Origin of the sequence: Rhodococcus sp. RS1C4, assembly GCF_002258225.1 — a bacterium.
GTDB lineage: Bacteria > Actinomycetota > Actinomycetes > Mycobacteriales > Mycobacteriaceae > Rhodococcoides > Rhodococcoides fascians_E.
Window position 1 is genome coordinate 156117 of record NZ_NOXZ01000031.1, and the last position, 17837, is coordinate 173953.

At 65.1% G+C, this 17837-nt stretch carries 13 protein-coding genes; 4 read left to right on the forward strand and 9 right to left on the reverse strand.

Features of this window, described 5'->3' with window-relative positions; translation table 11 throughout:
- Positions 1-150: 150 nt before the first annotated feature.
- From CH289_RS15830 to CH289_RS15855, 6 genes are all read right to left on the reverse strand, one after another.
- On the reverse strand, positions 151-3984 hold the full coding sequence (locus CH289_RS15830; RefSeq protein ID WP_094728130.1) for a multifunctional oxoglutarate decarboxylase/oxoglutarate dehydrogenase thiamine pyrophosphate-binding subunit/dihydrolipoyllysine-residue succinyltransferase subunit: 3834 nt from the start codon (positions 3982-3984) through the stop codon (positions 151-153).
- 112 nt (positions 3985-4096) lie between these two features.
- On the reverse strand, positions 4097-7888 hold the full coding sequence (locus CH289_RS15835) for an ABC transporter ATP-binding protein (protein ID WP_179276815.1): 3792 nt from the start codon (positions 7886-7888) through the stop codon (positions 4097-4099).
- A gap of 36 nt (positions 7889-7924) precedes the next feature.
- Positions 7925-8689, reverse strand: coding sequence for an ABC transporter permease (locus CH289_RS15840; protein WP_019665348.1), 765 nt, complete (start codon positions 8687-8689; stop codon positions 7925-7927).
- Positions 8686-9735, reverse strand: a complete 1050-nt coding sequence (locus CH289_RS15845; RefSeq protein ID WP_094627508.1) for an ATP-binding cassette domain-containing protein — start codon at positions 9733-9735, stop codon at positions 8686-8688. Before CH289_RS15845 ends, CH289_RS15840 begins: the two co-directional genes overlap by 4 nt.
- A gap of 97 nt (positions 9736-9832) precedes the next feature.
- Positions 9833-10702, reverse strand: a complete 870-nt coding sequence (locus tag CH289_RS15850; RefSeq protein ID WP_094728131.1) for an LLM class F420-dependent oxidoreductase — start codon at positions 10700-10702, stop codon at positions 9833-9835.
- A 19-nt stretch (positions 10703-10721) separates the two neighbouring features.
- Complete coding sequence (locus CH289_RS15855) at positions 10722-11462, reverse strand: YbdD/YjiX family protein (RefSeq protein WP_094728132.1); 741 nt, start codon at positions 11460-11462, stop codon at positions 10722-10724.
- Between the two features lie 83 nt (positions 11463-11545).
- Between CH289_RS15855 and CH289_RS15860 the strand changes: the two genes are divergently transcribed.
- A complete protein-coding gene (locus CH289_RS15860) occupies positions 11546-12361 on the forward strand; it encodes an AraC family transcriptional regulator (protein WP_230593944.1) in 816 nt (271 codons plus the stop codon).
- An 18-nt stretch (positions 12362-12379) separates the two neighbouring features.
- A complete protein-coding gene (locus CH289_RS15865) occupies positions 12380-12799 on the forward strand; it encodes a VOC family protein (protein WP_026347826.1) in 420 nt (139 codons plus the stop codon).
- Here CH289_RS15865 and CH289_RS15870 read toward each other — a convergent pair.
- Together CH289_RS15870 and CH289_RS15875 are read right to left on the reverse strand one after the other, a co-directional pair.
- The gene (locus CH289_RS15870) at positions 12781-13788 is read right to left on the reverse strand and encodes a glutathione S-transferase family protein (RefSeq protein WP_051127791.1); all 1008 of its coding nucleotides are present in this window, start codon (positions 13786-13788) and stop codon (positions 12781-12783) included. The two genes, CH289_RS15865 and CH289_RS15870, sit on opposite strands and share 19 nt — an antisense overlap.
- A gap of 4 nt (positions 13789-13792) precedes the next feature.
- Positions 13793-14485: a GNAT family N-acetyltransferase gene (locus CH289_RS15875; protein ID WP_094724292.1), complete on the reverse strand. Its 693-nt coding sequence runs from the start codon at positions 14483-14485 to the stop codon at positions 13793-13795.
- A gap of 148 nt (positions 14486-14633) precedes the next feature.
- Between CH289_RS15875 and CH289_RS15880 the strand changes: the two genes are divergently transcribed.
- Positions 14634-14837: a cold-shock protein gene (locus CH289_RS15880; protein WP_019665340.1), complete on the forward strand. Its 204-nt coding sequence runs from the start codon at positions 14634-14636 to the stop codon at positions 14835-14837.
- A gap of 228 nt (positions 14838-15065) precedes the next feature.
- Positions 15066-16514, forward strand: a complete 1449-nt coding sequence (locus CH289_RS15885; protein WP_019665339.1) for an MFS transporter — start codon at positions 15066-15068, stop codon at positions 16512-16514.
- Positions 16515-16608: 94 nt separating this feature from the next.
- Here the strand turns inward: CH289_RS15885 and CH289_RS15890 are convergent, their stop codons facing one another.
- A complete protein-coding gene (locus tag CH289_RS15890) occupies positions 16609-17754 on the reverse strand; it encodes an acyl-CoA dehydrogenase family protein (RefSeq protein WP_019665338.1) in 1146 nt (381 codons plus the stop codon).
- Positions 17755-17837 lie beyond the last annotated feature (83 nt).

Genomic DNA, 17837 nt, shown 5'->3' on the forward strand with positions numbered 1-17837 from the left:
TGTTCGGCATGGATGCGCCATGGCAGCCGTACGACGAATGTCACGTGACACCGATGCCGATGCCGAAACTGGCGGCCGAAAAAACGAATGCGCCGTTCGGTCACTCGAGGTGACCGAACGGCGCATTCGCTCCGAATTGGTGCGGGTCGACTATCCCTCGCCGACGCCCGAGAAGGCTTCGTCGATGATTTCGAGCTGCTCCACGGCGTGGACCTTGCTCGAACCCGAGGACGGTGCGGACATTGCACGGCGGGAGACGCGCTTGATGTTGCTGAGCACGTCGGGCATGAGCTCGGGGAATGCGAGGCCGAAGAACGGCCATGCACCCTGGTTCGCAGGCTCTTCCTGGACCCACCGGAATTCCGTTGCGTTCGGGTAGCTCTTGATGGCCTCGGTGATCCGACGGGTCGGGACCGGGTAGAGCTGCTCGATGCGGACGATGGCGACGTCGACGCGGTTGTCCTTCTGCTTGCGTGCCAACAGCTCGTAGTAGAGCTTGCCGCTGACCATCAGGACGCGCTTGACCTTGCTACGGTCACCGGTTCCGGTTTCGTAGGTCGGCTCGTCGAACACCGAGTGGAACTTGCCGTCGGTGAAGTCCTCGATGTTGGACACAGCGGCCTTGTTGCGCAGCATCGACTTCGGGGTGAAGACGATGAGCGGACGCCGGATTCCATCGCGTGCGTGGCGACGCAGCAGGTGGAAGTAGTTGGCCGGCGTCGACGGAACCGAGACGGTCATCGATCCTTCGGCGCACAGCGTCAGGAACCGCTCGATGCGGCCGGACGTATGGTCCGGGCCCTGGCCTTCGTGGCCGTGCGGGAGGAGCAGCACGACGTCGGACAGCTGTCCCCACTTGGCTTCACCGGAGCTGATGAACTCGTCGATGATGGACTGCGCGCCGTTGACGAAGTCACCGAACTGCGCTTCCCACAGGACGAGTGCGTCCGGGTTGCCGACGGAGTAGCCGTACTCGAAGCCGACGGCCGCGAACTCGCTGAGCGCGGAGTCGTAGACCATGAACTTGCCGGGATTCTCGCTGCCGATGTTGTGCAGCGGGGTGTACTCGGCGCCGGTCTTGCGGTCGATGATGACCGAGTGACGCTGGGTGAACGTTCCGCGGCGAGTGTCCTGGCCGGAGAAACGGACGTTGCGTCCTTCGTCCACGAGCGATCCGAGGGCGAGCAGCTCGCCGAACGCCCAGTCGACCTTGCCTTCGTAGGCCATCTCGCGACGCTTCTCGAGCACGGGCTTGACGCGCGGGTGCACGTTGAAGCCTTCGGGGACCTCGAGGAACGCATCGCCGATGCGGTGCAGGATGGACTTGTCGACGGCGGTGGTGAGCTTGGCCGGCAACTGCTGGTCGAGTTCGACCGATTCGCTGGGTTCGGGGTTGTACTTCTCCAGTTCGCGAACCTCGTTGAACACCCGCTCGAGCTGTCCCTGGTAGTCGCGGAGCGCGTCCTCTGCCTCCTTGAGGGAGATGTCGCCGCGGCCGATGAGGGATTCGGTGTAGCTCTTGCGGACGCTGCGCTTGGTGTCGATGACGTCGTACATCGCCGGCTGCGTCATCGACGGGTCGTCGCCCTCGTTGTGGCCACGCCTGCGGTAGCAGATCATGTCGATGACGACGTCCTTGTTGAACTTCTCGCGGAAGTCGACGGCGAGCTGTGCAACGCGGACACATGCCTCGGGGTCGTCGCCGTTGACGTGGAAGATCGGCGCGCCGATCATCTTCGCCACGTCGGTGCAGTACTCCGAGGAACGGGAGTGCTCGGGTGCGGTGGTGAAGCCGACCTGATTGTTGACGACGATGTGCACGGTGCCGCCGGTGCGGTAGCCGCGCAGCTGTGCGAGGTTCAGCGTCTCGGCCACGACGCCCTGGCCTGCGAAGGCCGCGTCGCCGTGGAGCATGAGCGGCAGAACCGAGAAGCCGCCTTCGCCCGGTCCCTTGTCCAGAAGGTCCTGCTTGGCGCGAACGAGGCCTTCGAGGACCGGGTCGACGGCCTCGAGGTGCGACGGGTTCGCGGTCAGCGACACGGCGATGTCGTTCTCGCCGAACATCTGGATGTAGGTGCCTTCGGCGCCGAGGTGGTACTTCACGTCGCCGGAGCCGTGTGCGGCTGCCGGGTTCATGTTGCCCTCGAATTCGGTGAAAATCTTCGAGTACGGCTTGCCGACGATGTTGGCCAGCACGTTCAGTCGACCGCGGTGCGGCATACCGATGACGACCTCGTCGAGGGCGTGCTCGGCGCTCTGGTCGATGACGGCGTCCATCATCGGGATGACGGACTCGGCGCCTTCGAGCGAGAAGCGCTTCTGGCCGACGTACTTGGTCTGCAGGAAGGTCTCGAACGCCTCGGCGGCATTGAGCTTGCTCAGGATGTACTTCTGCTGTGCCACAGTCGGTTTGACATGAGTGGCCTCGACTCGCTCCTGCAGCCAGGCAACCTGGTCGGTCTCGAGGATGTGGGTGTACTCGACGCCGACGTGGCGGCAGTAGGAGTCGCGCAGAACGCTCAGCACGTCCCGCAGCTTCATCTTGTCCTTGCCGTGGAATCCGCCGACCTTGAATTCACGGTCGAGGTCCCACAGCGTCAGGTCGTGGCTGATCACGTCGAGGTCCGGGTGCATCCGGAACTTGTCCTTGGTGAACTGCAACGGATCCGTGTCGGCCATCAGGTGACCGCGGTTCCGGTACGCCGCGATGAGCTCGAGAACGCGGGTGTTCTTGTCGACGGTGCCCTCCGGCAGATCCTTGCGCCAGCGGATGGGCTCGTACGGGATCTTCAGCGAATGGAAGATCTCGTCGTAGAACTCGTCGCTGATCAGCAGGTTGTGGATCGTGCGGAGGAAGTCGCCGGACTCTGCACCCTGGATGATGCGGTGGTCGTACGTCGAGGTCAGCGTCATGAGCTTGCCGACGCCCAGTTCCGCGAGGCGCTCGTCGGACGAGCCCTGGAACTCGGCGGGGTACTCCATGGCTCCTGCGCCGATGATGGCGCCCTGGCCGTTCATCAGGCGAGGAACGGAGTGCACGGTTCCGATGCCGCCGGGGTTGGTCAGCGAGATCGTGACGCCCTGGAAGTCGTCGCCGGTGAGCTTGCCGTCACGGGCACGCCGGACGATGTCCTCGTAGGCGTTGTAGAACTGCGTGAACGAGTGCTCGTTCGTGTTCTTGATGGCGGCGACGACGAGGGAGCGGTTTCCGTCCTTGCCGGGCAGGTCGATCGCGAGGCCGAGGTTGGTCGACGCCGGGGTGACTGCGTTGGGCTTGCCGTCGACCTCGGCGAAGTGCCGGTTCATGTTGGGGAACGCCTTGACGGCCTGCACGATGGCGTAGCCGAGGAGGTGCGTGAACGAGATCTTTCCGCCCCGCGTGCGTGCGAGGTGGTTGTTGATCACGAGGCGGTTGTCGACCATGAGCTTGGCCGGGATAGCGCGGACGCTGGTCGCCGTGGGGATCTGCAGTGAGGCCGACATGTTCTTCGCGACGGCAGCAGCGGCGCCGCGGAGGACCTTGGACGATGCCTCGGCCGCGGGGGCGGCTGCAGCGGGCTTGGCTGCGGGAGCGGACGGTGCCGCACCTGCCGCCTTGGAGGTCGCGGGCTTCGCGGTGGGCGCAGGCTTCTCGGCAGCTGCCTTCGGCGTTGCGGATTTCGGGGCGTCGGCCTTGGCTGCCGGGGCCTTGGGCGCAGCCTTCGCTGCCGGGGCCTCGGACTTCGTGGGCGCACCGTTGCCGTTGGAGCTCGTGCCGTTGGAGCTGCTGGAGCTCGTCGACTTTCCGGAGCTCGCCGAGCCGCTTCCTGCACTTCCGTTCGGAACCGGCGCGGCCTCGTCACCTGCCGGCGCGTCCGGGTCGTAGTCGGTGAGGAATTCGTGCCAGCTTGCGTCGACCGATGACGGGTCGTCCTTGAATCGCTGGTACATCTCGTCGACCAGCCATTGATTTTGTCCGAATTGGGTAGTGGAGCTGCTGCTCACGGCAGTAGTTCGCCTCGCTTCTTCTCTTCGTTCCCGATCACACGCGCGTACACATCCAGGGTAGACCTCATCCGGGGAGCGCGGACGTCCGGGACGTGGCTGTGGTATGTACTCACGAGTAACTGTCAACCTCGTTGCTGACGACTCCTGTGCTTATCGAATTATTCCCGCCGCGCGTTTCGGCCGCATCCCACAAGCGTGCGTAATACCCGCCGCGGGATCTCAGATCGTCGTGAGTCCCGGTCTCGACGATCCGGCCGTGGTCGACCACGACGATCATGTCGGCGCGTGCCGCCGTCGCCAATCGGTGCGCGACGACGACGGACGTTCGTGCACGCAGCACCCGCGTGCTGGCGTCGAGGACCGTGCGTTCGGTCGCGGGATCGAGTGTCGCGGTCGCCTCGTCGAGGAGCATCAGGTCGGGGTCCACCAGCTCGGCTCGGGCCAGCGCGATCAGCTGCCTCTGCCCGGCGGACAGGCCTTGACCACGTTCGCCGACGGGTTGGCGCATACCGCCTCGAAGTGCGGCGATGGCCTCCAGTGCGCCGACGGCGCGGGCCGCTGCTTCGATCTCCTCGCGTGTTGCGTCGGGTTTGCCGAAGGCGATGTTCGACGCGACGTCGCCGGTGAAGAGGTGCGCTTCCTGCGGGACGACGCCGAGCCTGCCGCGGTATTCGGCGAGTGAATAGTCGCGGAGATCGGTGCCGCCGACGCGTACCGATCCGGAAGTTGGGTCGTAGAACCGGGCGAGGAGTTTGACGATGGTGGACTTGCCCGCGCCGGTCTCTCCGACGAGGGCGACGGTTGCTCCACGGGGGATTGTGAGATTGACCTCACTGAGTGCTTCGGTGTCTGCCCCGGCATAGCGGAAGCCGACTTCGTCGAAGGCGATGTCGGTTCTGAGTCGGCCGTCGGGAATGCGTGTGGCAGCTCCGGTCGTCGCTGCTTCGATGGAACTGGGGGTGCGCAGGAGGTCGCCGATTCTCCGTACCCCGACGCTGGCTTGCTGGTAGCCGTCGAACACTTGGGACAGTTGCTGGATGGGCCCGAACAGCAGGCCGAGGTAGAGCACGAACGCGACGAGGGTTCCGGCGGAGGTCGACCCGGAGGCGACCTGGTGAGCACCGACGAACACGACGAGCGCGAGTGCGGCGTCGGACAGGAACGTGATGAAGGGGAAGTACACCGAGATCGCGCGCTGAGAACGCATCCGGCTTGCGCGATACAGGTCGGCTCGCTCGGCGAACCTGTCGGCGGCGAACTGTTCTCGGCGGTAGGCCTGTGCGGAGCGCAGACCGGCGATGTTCTCCTGGAAGTCGGCGTTGACCGCGGAGATTCTTTCCCTGGACTCGGTGTACGCGGCGGAGGAGATCCGCTTGAACACGACGGTCGCGATGATGAGAGGAGGTACGACTGCCAGCGCGACGAGTCCGAGAGGCAGGTCGGTGATCAGCAGGGCCGTGGCGATGCCGACGACGGTCACGAGGCTGACGACTGCCGTGGACGCCCCGGTCTGGATGAAGGTGGACAGTGCGTCGACGTCCGTCGTCATTCTGGTCATGATGCGGCCGGACAGTTCCCGCTCGTAGTAGTCGAGTCCGAGGCGCTGGATGTGCGCGTAGCTCTTGACCCGTAACCCGAACAGCACGCGTTCGCCTGCTCTGGCGGTGATGACCGTGGTGGCTGCGATGACGAACCACCCGGCGACCGCGAGGAACACGCCTGTCGCGGTGGCTGTCCAGAGGGCGCCCGTGTCGGCGCGGGAGACTCCGTCGTCGACGGCGAAACGAACGATGGATGGAAACGCGATCGACGCGAGGGAGTCGATCGCGAGCAGGACGACGACGGCTACGAGGAGTGTGCGTACCGGCGTGAGGAGCCGTGACAGCCGGAAGTCGGTGTCCGGGGCGCGTACGTCGCTGGGCGTGGGCGGCATTTCGGTAGCTGGGGGAAGGGCGTCGACGGCGTCCCTGAGCTCGGGGGTGGCCGCGACACTTCCGAGGGCCCCGGCGATCTGACCGCCGCCTCCGCCGCCGGTGGGTCTGCCCGCGCTCTGTGGTGTGCCGGACGTCGTAGCCGCCGTGCCCGCAAGTGCAGGCTCGGTGTCGGGCCACAGCTCGTTGCGGTGCGGGTTCGCAGACGCGGAAGCGTCGGTAGCGCCGTCGTAGGCTTTCTGGTCGTTGGAGAGCAGTTCGCGGAACAGTGGACATCGCGCGTCGAGTTGGTCGACGGTTCCGATGTCGATGACTCGGCCGTCGTCGAGTACGGCGACTCGGTCGGCGAGGGTCAGCGTGGATCGGCGGTGCGCGAGCACGATGGTGGTGCGCCGTGGTCGACGCCGGAGTGCGTCGAAGATCTTGGCCTCGGTTGTCGCGTCGACAGCGGAGGTTGCGTCGTCGAGGACGAGAACTCTCGGGTCGGTGAGCAGCGCCCGGGCCAGCGCTATGCGTTGTCGTTGGCCGCCGGACAGGGTGAGGCCGCGTTCGCCGACCACGGAGTCGTAGCCGTCGGGGAGTTCGGAGATGAACTCGGCTGCTTCGGCGAGTACGGCGGCGTCGTGTATTTCCTCGGCGGTGGCGTCGGGACGGCCGAGGGCGATGTTGGCTGCGATGGTGTCGGAGAACAGGAACGGCTCGTCGAACACGAGGCCGACTGCTTCGCGGAGGTGCTCGGCGCTGACGTCGGCCACGTCGATTCGCGCGGCGCAATCGCCGGTCGAGGTGAGGGCGACGGAGCCCGAGCGCGGACTGTAGAAGCGTGGCAGAAGCAACGACAGTGCTGTCTTGCCCGACCCTGCGTGCCCGACGACGGCGACGCTCTCACCTGGTGCGACGGCGAGATCGAAGGATCGGAGTACGTCGCGTTCGGGCTCGAAACCGAAGGTGACGGCGGACAGGTCGATACCGAGGGGGCCGTCGGGGAGGGCGATGGGGTGCGGCGGCTCGGGTACGGATGGGCCGGTGTCGATGACGTCGTAGACACGCTCGACTGCGGCCCGAGAGAGCTGCGCGAGGATGACGACGGAGGACAGAGTGCGGGTGACTGCGGACAGGGTCGCGACGTAGGTGGCGAAGGCCAGGAACGTGCCGACGGTGATGTGGCCGTGCAGTGCGAGGTAGCCGCCGAGCGCGATGACGCCGACGAGGCCGAGTTGGGGGATTGCGGCCATGGAAGGGGCGAGCCGGGCGTTGATCTTCGCTGATCTCATCCGCTCGGCGAACAGGGTGCGGGACAGGTTCTCCAGCCGATCGACGGCGCGTCCTTCCTGTCCGAAGCCTTTGACGACGCGGACACCGGTGACGGTTTCCTCGACGTGTTGGGCCAGGTCGGCGGCGCGTTGTTGGGCCGACCAGGTGGCGGCGAACTGCTTCGGTCGGACTTTGTACACGACCAACGTGACGGCGGGGACGATCGCCAGCGCGACGACGGTGAGGAGCGGGGACAGGTACGCCATCACCACGAGTGCGAGGACGAATTGCAGGAGCGCGCCCGCGGACAGCGGAACCATGGCGAGGAGGCCCTGCACCAGCTGTAGGTCGGTGATGGACCGGGACACCACTTGGCCGGTGCGGATTTCGTCCTGTTTGCGGCCGTCGAGGCGTTGCAGGGAGGAGAGCAGGCCGAGGCGCAGGTCGTGTTGTACGTCGACCGAAAGGCGACCGGCGAGGAGTCGTCGGCCGAACTGGCATCCGAACCGGACCACGGCCAGGCCGCCGATCGCGAGGGCGACCCACATGATGGTCTCGCCCGCACCGGCAGAGGCGTCGTCGATGGCGATCCGTGTCAGCAACGGAAACGAGATGTCGATGACGGCGGCGATCATCGTGACGGCCAACGCGCCCACGGCGGTGCGTCGGTGCACCCAGCACTGCGCTACGAGCCGACGTATCCAGGATTCACTCATCGATAGCGAACGGTAGTCCGCACCTCCGACAGGCGATCAGCTGATGTCACGCTCCCGGGTCCGCAGCCACCCGGCAACGACGATCAGTGCGGCCCACAGCGCCAGGCCGATGGGCGCCCACGGCCACTCTGCCAAGCCGTTGCCGTCGTCGAGGTTCCACGCGACGACGGTGGACAGCGTCAGAGATCCGGGTGCGATCTGCCAGAACCCGACGAGGCCGAGGCCGGAGAGAATGCCGAGGACAACCAGTTCACCGACGGGGAACCAGGCGACGATGGCGATCGACGGCCAGGTGGGTGAACCGAACAGCAGCCCGAGACCGGATCCGATGAGCGACCACATCACGACGACGAACAGTCCTGCTGCGATGTAGCCGAAGACGTCGCCGTTCAGTGTGAAGTCTCCGGCGGTGAACGCGAGCATGCACAGAATGGTCAGGATGGAGACCACCAGCCCGTATCCCAACGCGAAGAGTGCCGTCACGAGCACTTTGGCGCCGATGACCCGATCGCGCCCACGCGCGGACAGGAACGACGTCGTGATCGTGTCGTGGCGAAACTCCGTTCCGGCGTTGATCGCCGAGAACACGGATCCGAACAGTGTTGCCGCACCGAGGGCGACGAAGAGCCCGGCGAGGACCACTTCGTTCATCTCGCTGCCGGTGATGTCGCTCATGCCCTTGCCGACCGCCGAGGAGATGGCGGTGGCGCCGATGCCGACGAACACCGGCGGTAGTGCCAGGGCCCACCAGAACTTCAGGGTGGTGACCTTGCGAATTTCCGAGGTGAGGACAGTGCTCATCGTCGGTCACCTTCCCACGGAGACGGTTGTGCAGCGGGCGGCCAGTAGCCGGGCTGCGGTTGTCCGTAGCCGGGTGGCGGTTGTCCGTAGCCGGGTGGCGGGTAACCCGCGTGCTGTGGTGGGTGGCTCGGTGCTGCCGCGTACTGCCCGGCCGTCATGGAGAGAAAGACCTGCTCGAGGTCGACGTGTTCGCTGCTGGTTCCGAAGACCGTGACCTCGGCTGCCACGGCGATGCGGCGCACGGTGTCCGCGTCGGCGCCGGCGACTCCGAGACGGCCGTCGGGAAGGAGTTGTGTGTTGGTGATGCCGTTCGACGCGAGGGCGAGGGCGAGGGTTGCGGGATCGGATACCGCGACGAGGATCCGGTTGGGTCGTGAGGAGCGCAGTTGTTCGATGCTGCCCTGGTAGACGAGCGACCCTGCACTGACGATGACGAGGTTGTCGACGGTGGCCTCGACCTCGCGCAGGAGATGGCTGGAGATCAGCACGGTCCTGCCGCCGGCCGCGTAGGACTTCAGGAAGTCGCGGAGCCAGGCGATGCCTTCGGGGTCGAGTCCGTTGGCCGGTTCGTCGAGTACGAGGATCTCGGGGTCGCCGAGCAGCGCGGTGGCGAGGGCCAGTCGTTGCCGCATTCCCAGGGAGAAGCCGCCGACCTGGCGTTTGGCGGTGTCGCTGAGTCCGACGAGGTGGAGGACGTCCGCGGCACGTGAGTCGGGGACACCGATCGCCGACGCGAAGATGCCGAGGTGACCGATGGCAGTGCGCTTGGGATGCAGGCTGCGCGAGTCGAGGACCGCGCCGACGGTACGGGCCGGGTCGACGAGTTCGGAGAACGGGACACCGGTGACGAGTCCGATTCCTGTGGTGGGTTTCGCGAGACCGAGCAGTAATCGAAGGGTGGTGGTCTTGCCGGATCCGTTGGGGCCGAGGAAGCCGGTGATGGAGCCGCGGGGCACGGCGAAGGACAGATCCGACACCGCGCGGACGGTGCCGAAGTTCTTGGTCAGTCCGTGCGCTTCCAGTGCGTTGCCGAAGCCGTACGTCATGTGTGCGTGTCCCCCGGGCCGACGTGAAGTACCGGGCCGGAAGATCCGGCCCGGTACGAGGTTACGGGTTCACACGTCGGTCAGGGGAGCACGTGCTTCACAGAAATGCCGCGGCCACTTCCCGGTAGATCACCGACGGGTCGCCGTCGTCGGGTAGCGAGTGCAGCGTGACGTGCGAGGCGCCCGCGTCGAGGTGCTGACGGAGCCGGGAGGCGATGGCGTCCGCGTCTCCGTGTGCGACCAAGGCGTCGATGAGACGATCGCTGCCGCCGTCGCCGATCTCGTCCGCGGAGTACCCGAGACGCTTCAGGTTGTTCACGTAGTTCACCAGGTGCAGGTAGGGATTGTTGACGGGCGGCCGCCCGATCTCCCGAGCCTTCTCCGCATCGGATTCGAGCACTGCCTTGTGTTCGGGCGCGAGGATCTTGTCCGGGCCGAGGATCTCGCGGGCTTCGGCGGTGTGCTCGGGCGTCGTCAGGTACGGGTGAGCGCCTGCGCTTCGATCGGCCGACAGTTTCAGCACCTTCGGACCGAGGGCTGCGAGTACGCGTCGGGACTCGGGGACGCCGCCGTCGTCGAGGGCGTCGAGATAGTTCACCAGTGCGTCGTACGGCTTCTGATACTCCTGCGTCGCTTCGGGGTGCCCGGCACCGATGCCGAGGAGGAATCGACCGGGATGCTTCTTCTCGATGCGGTGATAGGACTCGGCCACGTCGGGCGCGGCGGCGGACCAGATGTTGACGATGCCGGTGGCAACGACGATGGACTCGGTGGCGTCGAGGGTCTCCTCGGCCGAGGTCAGGTCTGCCGGCGGCGAGCCACCGAGCCAGATCGTGCCGTAGCCGCTGGATTCGATGAGGCGGGCCAGTTCCGGCGGGATGCCGGAGTAGTGCCGCCAGATTCCGAGTGTGCCCAAATCGGGTGTGCCCAGATCGGGTGTGCGCTGCTCAGGTGTGTCGGTGGTCATATGGTGTCCCAACGCCGAGTCACTGCTCTAGAATTCCGTCGATCGGGTCCGCGTCGATGACGGCGCCTTCGGGCCACATCTTCGGTGCCGGTCCGAAGGCTTCGCGGGCGTTGCGGATGACGCCCTTGCCGATGACGCGGTTTCCTGCGCCGCCGATCACGGCGCCGATTCCTGCGGGCAGAAGTTTGCCGAACAGCAGTGCACTGCGCTTGGCCAGGTACTTCTGGACGAATTTCTTGACGAGGGACTTGTTCATGTTCGTCATCGCGCCACCGGGAATTCGCGATGTGACGAGCGGGCCCCAGTTCTTCGCGGAGCTACCGACGGTCTTCTGGACGATCTGCATGCCGGATTCACCCAGCGCCACCGACAGGACCAGCGCGCGTCGTTGTTGGTGATCGTGCACCGGAATGCCGTGCACCGATGCGACCGACAATGTCAGCAGCGCGGACGATTCGATGAAGAATGCGGTCTCGGCGCCCACGGCGGCGATCGACGCGACGGTGCCGACGCCCGGTACCGCGGCCGCTCCGCCGACGGCGCTGCCACTGCCGGTGACGGCGAGGAGGAAGCGGTTCTCCAGACGTTCGATCAGCTGTGCAGGCGTGTCGGTCGGGTGTGCCCGACGCATGTGTGCGACGTACTTCTCGACGGCGGGCCCCTGCAGGCGCGATGCGTTGTCGAGGATCTTGACGAGCGATTTCTCGAGACGCCCGCCTTCCTTGATGGTGTCGACCTGGTCGTTGCTCTTCTTCGCCACCGGCGCTCCCGATCTGCTCGTCGTACCGGTTTTCCGGCCCCGACCCATTGCTACCCGTTCGCTCACGGTTCTACCCTGCGTGAATGGGCTGTGTTTCCGATGGTGCGCGACGGCGTCCCGCCGGCCGGCTTCGGCCGTACGTCTCGTCGTACGACGGATATCGGCTTGCCGGTTTCGAGCCGGGCGAGCATGTGGGCATGCCGAGTCCGGCGTTGACGGTCATCGTGTCGATCGAGTCGAAGCTCGAGATCGCGGATTCTCCGCGGCAGGGGGCCTGTGCGTTCGAGACGTTGGCCAGTGGCATTTCGGCCGAGCCCGTGACGATTGCTCACGACGGCAATCAACACGGGATCCAGTTGTCGTTGACGCCTGCGGGGTCGCGCGCGCTGTTCGGAGTGCCGACGTCGGCTTTGGGGGAATGGATGGTCGATCTGCCGGAGGTGCTGCCCCAGGCCGCCGAGATGGTCGAGCGTGTGTCCGCCGAGTCGGACTGGGATCGACGCTTCGATGTGCTCGACGAGATCCTCGGCCGTGTGTTGGTGGCGAGCGCGATCGATCCGACGTTGACCGAAGCCTGGCGTCTGCTGGTGGAGAACGGTGGATCGGCACGCGTCGGGGATGTGGCGCGGGAAATCGGGTGGAGTCGACGGCACCTGATCAACCGGTTCACGGCGGAGTTCGGCGTCGGGCCGAAGGACGCGGCGCGGATCGCGCGTTTCGATGCATCTCATCGACTTCTGCGACGCGAGACGATTCCTCCCCTCGCCGACATCGCCGCACAGTGCGGGTACTACGACCAGGCACACATGGCGCGGGAGTGGCGCGAGTTCGCCGGGATGGCGCCGTCGCGGTGGCGTCGGGAAGAGAAGTTCGCATTCGTACAAGATGACGACGTCTGATCCGAGCATGCTGTGGCCATGACATCCACGACAGTCTGGCCTTGTTTCCGCTACCGGGACGCCCGCGCGGCAATCACGTTCCTCGTCGACGTCCTCGGGTTCGCCGAGGCCGCCGTGTACGGCGACGGCGACGTCGTCGAACACGCCGAACTCCGCTGGCCCGAAGGCGGCGGCGTGATGCTCGGCAGTGCAAGTCGGGTCGTTCCGCAGGCTCCACTCCAGGCCCGACCGGACAGCGCGATATCCGATCTACCTGCTGGAGTGGGCTCTGCCTACGTCGTCACCGACCACCCCGACGAGATTCACGATCGCGTCGTGGCGGCAGGTGGCGTCGTCGTCCAGGGGCTTCGGGAGGAGGACTACGGAAGCCGCGGCTTCACGTGCCGCGACCCCGAGGGTGTGCTGTGGAGTTTCGGAACCTACGCCGGAACCCAGTGATCGGCGGGAACTAGCTCCTCGGTGCGAGGCGGGGGAGGCGGGGTTCCGTCCCCGAAGGGACGTCCACCGAGTGATTCACGGCCGTGCGGTTCGAGCCAGCCGTGCAGATCCGGTCCTTTGGGCACGATCGACGTGGGATTGATGTCGGTGTGCACCACGTAGTAGTGCCTCTTGATGTGGTCGAAGTCGACGGTGTCTCCGAAGCCCGGCGTCTGGAACAGGTCCCGGGCGTAGTTCCAGAGCACCGGGATCTCCGTGAGCTTGCTGCGGTTGCATTTGAAGTGGCCGTGATAGACGGCGTCGAACCGCACGAGTGTGGTGAACAGGCGGACGTCGGCCTCGGTGATGGTGTCTCCGACGAGGTAGCGCTGCTCGCTCAGCCGCCCGGTCAACCAATCCAGTGCAGTGAACAGCCTGTCGTACGCATCGTTGTACGCCTCCTGTGACCCGGCGAATCCGCAGCGGTAGACGCCGTTGTTGACCTCGGTGAACACGCGCTTGGAGACTTCGTCGATCTCGGATCGAAGCGCCTGCGGGTACAGGTCGGGGGCGCCGTCGCGGTGGTGCTGCGTCCACTCGGTCTCGAGATCGAGGGTGATCTGCGGGAAGTTGTTGGTGACGACCTGTCCTGTGGCGATCTCGACGATCGCCGGCACGGTGATGCCGCGCGGGTAGTCGGGGAACCGTGCGAAGTAGGCGTCCTGCAGCCGGGGGATGTTCAGGACCGGGTCGACGCCCCCGGGTTCCTCGTCGAAGTTCCAACTGCGTGGATCGTGCGTCGGACCTGGAATGCCGAGCGACAGCACGTCTTCGAGGCCGAGAAGACGACGGACGATGATCGAGCGGTGAGCCCACGGGCACGCGCGGGCAGCGACCAGTCGATATCTGCCCGGCTCGACCGGATACCCGTCGCGGCCGTCCGCGGTGATGCGGGTTTCGATGTAGTTGGTGTCGCGGGTGAATTCCTTGCCGTTCTCCACATAACTCATACCTTCAACCTACTTTGATCGACACCAGCGCACCCCACTCTTCGAAACCCAGTCTCGCGCCGAGCCGTCGGGCAACGACGTTGTCGGCGTGGCACCGCCACTGCGGGATCATTCCTTCGTCGAACGCTTCGTTGGTGGCGAGGCGCGACACGACCTGGCCGTTGCCCTGGCGTCGGGCATCAGGGGCGGTGAGCACCCCGACGTCGCCGAGAAGTCCTTGCCATTCCGCGTAGCCCGCACTCGCGAGCGGTGCGGCTGCGTCCACAGGTGCGTCGTCGCCGAGAAGGGTGAACCACGACTGCTTGTGCACGAGGTCGGCAGCGATCACGTCGTCGGGCGCACAGGCGGATTCGAGACTGTCGACGTGTGCGCGTTCGTGCGAGATCAGTGGATCGTGGCGGTCGATGGTGGTGCCGGCATCGTCGGCGTACGACAACACGATCGGGCCGGATGTGCGACCGGAAGCGAGTTCCCTCAGGCGTCCGCCGGTCAGCTCGTCGTCGGACATCGTCGCCGCCGCGGTCAGTGCCGACGCGGGCCCGATCAGTGCGCTGGAGTCACCGAGACGAACAAATGTGACGGAGGTCGCATTCTCGTCGGAGTGCACGTGGCGAACACCGGGCCGAAACGCGGAATCGCCGAGGTCGAAGTGCCTGGACCACGCGAGGCGGATGATGTCGTGATGATGTGAATCCACCGAATCGAGGCTATCGGGTGCTCGGGAAAATCAAGCTATTGGACTTTTTCTGCCCCGCTGTTTCGCAATCGCGTGATCAATGGCAGTATCGCCAGTGAGATTAGTGCTTCGACGTGAAGGGCTAGCTCGCTTACAGAAGGTTTACGGTATGACGCAGGGCAGTGTTAAGTGGTTCAACGGCGAAAAGGGCTTCGGCTTCATCGAGCAGGATGGTGGCGGACCTGACGTGTTCGTTCACTACTCGGAGATCCAGGGATCTGGCTTCAAGACGCTCGACGAGGGTCAGCGCGTGGAGTTCGAGGTTGGACAGGGCCAGAAGGGTCCTCAGGCAACGGGCGTTCGCGCTATCTGATCCCCTCAAGGATCGCCACCCGAAATTGCTGACGGCTTGACGCTGTCTTCAGTTCAGGTACCCGAAGAGGCCGGGCACACGGAGTTCGCTCCGAGTGCCCGGCCTCTTTGCGTGCCGACTTCGCTGTGGTGGCATTGTCATCGGGGACCGAATGAACCGTTCGGTCACTCCAAGTGACCGAACGTCACGTTCGGTCACCTCAGGCGATGAACCGACGGGGGACAGACGATGACGACGCAGAGTGCGCCGGTCGAGATCAAGCCGTGGCCTGCGCTGTGGGCGCTGTGTCTCGGCTTTTTCATGATTCTCGTCGACACGACGATTGTCGCGGTGGCGCAGCCGGCGATTCTCGACGGTTTGCAGACCGATATCAACAATGTCATCTGGGTGACCAGTGCGTACCTGTTGGCTTATGCCGTACCGCTTTTGGTGACCGGTCGGCTCGGGGATCGGTTCGGACCTCGGAATCTCTACATCGCGGGCCTTGTGGTGTTCACCCTGGCGTCGGTGTGGTGTGGTCTGTCGGGTTCGATCGAGATGTTGATCGCGGCTCGTGCGGTGCAGGGTGTGGGCGCAGCGATGATCACCCCGCAGACCATGGCGGTCATCACGCGAATCTTCCCTGCGGACAAGCGCGGGACGGCGATGGGCGCCTGGGGTGCGGTGGCCGGGGTCGCGACGCTCGTCGGGCCGATTCTCGGCGGCGTGCTCGTCGATTCGCTCGGGTGGGAGTGGATTTTCTTCATCAACGTGCCGGTGGGGGTCGTCGCCATCGTGTTGGCGCTGAGGTTCGTTCCGGTGTTGCCGACCAACGAGCACAAGTTCGACATCCTCGGTGTGGTGCTCAGCGCGGTGGCGTTGTTCGCCATCGTGTTCGGGATCCAGGAGGGGCAGCGGTTCGACTGGGACGGCCGCGTCTGGTCGTTGATCGCCGCCGGGACAGTGGTCTTCGCGGTGTTCGTGTACTGGCAGGCCAAGAACCGCAACGAGCCGCTGGTTCCACTAGCGCTGTTCAAGGATCGTAATTTCTCGCTGTCCAACATCGGTATCGCCGCAATGGGTTTCGCGACGGCCGGAATGATGTTGCCGTTCATGTTCTATGCGCAGAGTGTGACCGGACTGAGCCCGACGCGCTCTGCCATCCTGTTCGTTCCGATGGCCGTGCTGACGGGGGCTCTGGCGCCGAACGTCGGAAAGCTCGTGGACCGAACCCATCCCCGCTACATCGCGGGCACCGGTTTGTTGTTGCTGGCGATATCGCTGCTCGCATTGGCCGTACTCATGACGCCGACCACGGCAATCTGGAAGCTTCTGATTCCCATTGCGCTGATGGGTGTGGCGAACGCGTTGATCTGGTCGCCGTTGGCGGCCACGGCGACTCGTAATCTCCCGCTGTCCCAGGCAGGCGCAGGCGCCGGTGTCTACAACACGACGAGAATGATCGGATCGGTCCTGGGCAGTGCGGGTATCGGCGCCCTCATCCAGTCTCGGTTGGCTGTGGAAATTCCGGGTTCCGACGCGGCCGGTGCCAACGAGTTCAGCGGTCGTGTACCGGAAATGCTCCGTGACGGGTTCTCCACGGCCATGGCGCAGTCGTTGATTCTGCCGGCCATCGTGCTGCTGCTCGGCATGGTGGCGGTCTCGTTCTACGCCAGGCCTGCGTTCAAGCCTATGTGAGTGGAAATGACAGTCCCATCGGGTCGCTCCGCAGGCTCCGCTCCTGCCCCAGGGCCTACATTTCCACTCACACAAGCATTTCGACTCACACAGGTCAGAGCCCGAGATCGCGGCCGATGAGCTCTTTCATGATTTCGTTCGACCCGGCCCAGATCTTGCTGACGCGGGCGTCCTTCCATGCCCGGGCGGCGCGGTACTCGTTCATGAAGCCGTAGCCGCCGTGCAGCTGCACGCAGTGGTCCAGGATTTCGTTCTGCACCTGGGACGTCCACCACTTGGCCTTGGCCGCGTCGATGGCGGTGAGCTCGCCCTTGCCGTGCGCGACGATGCAGTTGTCCACGAATGCCTGTGCGACATCGAGTTTGGTGACCAGCTCGGCGAGCAGGAATTTGTTCCACTGCAGTGATCCGATGGGCTGACCGAATGCCTTGCGGTCCTTGGCGTACTGGATGGTTTCCTCCAGGATCGGCCGTGTCTGCCCGAGGTTGGCCACGGCGCAACTGATGCGCTCCTGCGGCAGCAGCTGCATCATGTGGATGAATCCACCGTCGAATTCGCCGATCATGTTCGACGACGGCACGCGGACGTTCTCGAAGAAGAGTTCCGCGGTGTCGGATTCCGGCTGGCCGACCTTGTCGAGTTTGCGGCCGCGAGAGAACCCTTCGGTGCCGTTCTCGACGGCGAAGAGCGTGATGCCCTTGGCCTTCTTCTCGGGCGTCGTGCGGGTAGCGACGATGACGAGGTCGGCGCTGTTGCCGTTGGTGATGAACGTCTTGGAGCCGTTGATGATGAAGTCGTCGCCGTCCTTGACGGCGGTGGTCTTCAATGCGGCGAGGTCCGATCCGCCGGACGGTTCCGTCATCGCGATGGCGGTGAGGAGTTCACCGCTGCAGAACCCGGGGAGCCAGCGCTTCTTCTGTTCCTCGGTGGTGAGCTTGACGAGGTACGGCGCGACGATGTCGTAGTGGATCCCGAAGCACGACGCGACCGCCGCGCTCGATCGTGCGAGTTCCTCGCCGAGGACCGCGTTGAATCGGTAGTCGTCGGCGCCGCTGCCGCCGTACTCTTCCGGTACTTCGAGGCCGAGGAAGCCGTTGCGTCCGGCTTCGAGCCAGATGTCACGGTCGATGAAGCGCTGCTCGATGAGCTTCTCTTCTCGGGGCGCGATCGTGCGGGTGACGAATTCTCGGGCGGATTCGCGGAACGCGTCGTGGTCGTCCTCGAACAGGGAGCGCTTCATGTGTGTTCCTTCCGGTAACGGTAATTCTCGTCTGCACAATACTCGCCGGTATAACGATCCAACAACACGCCTACTCGGTAAAA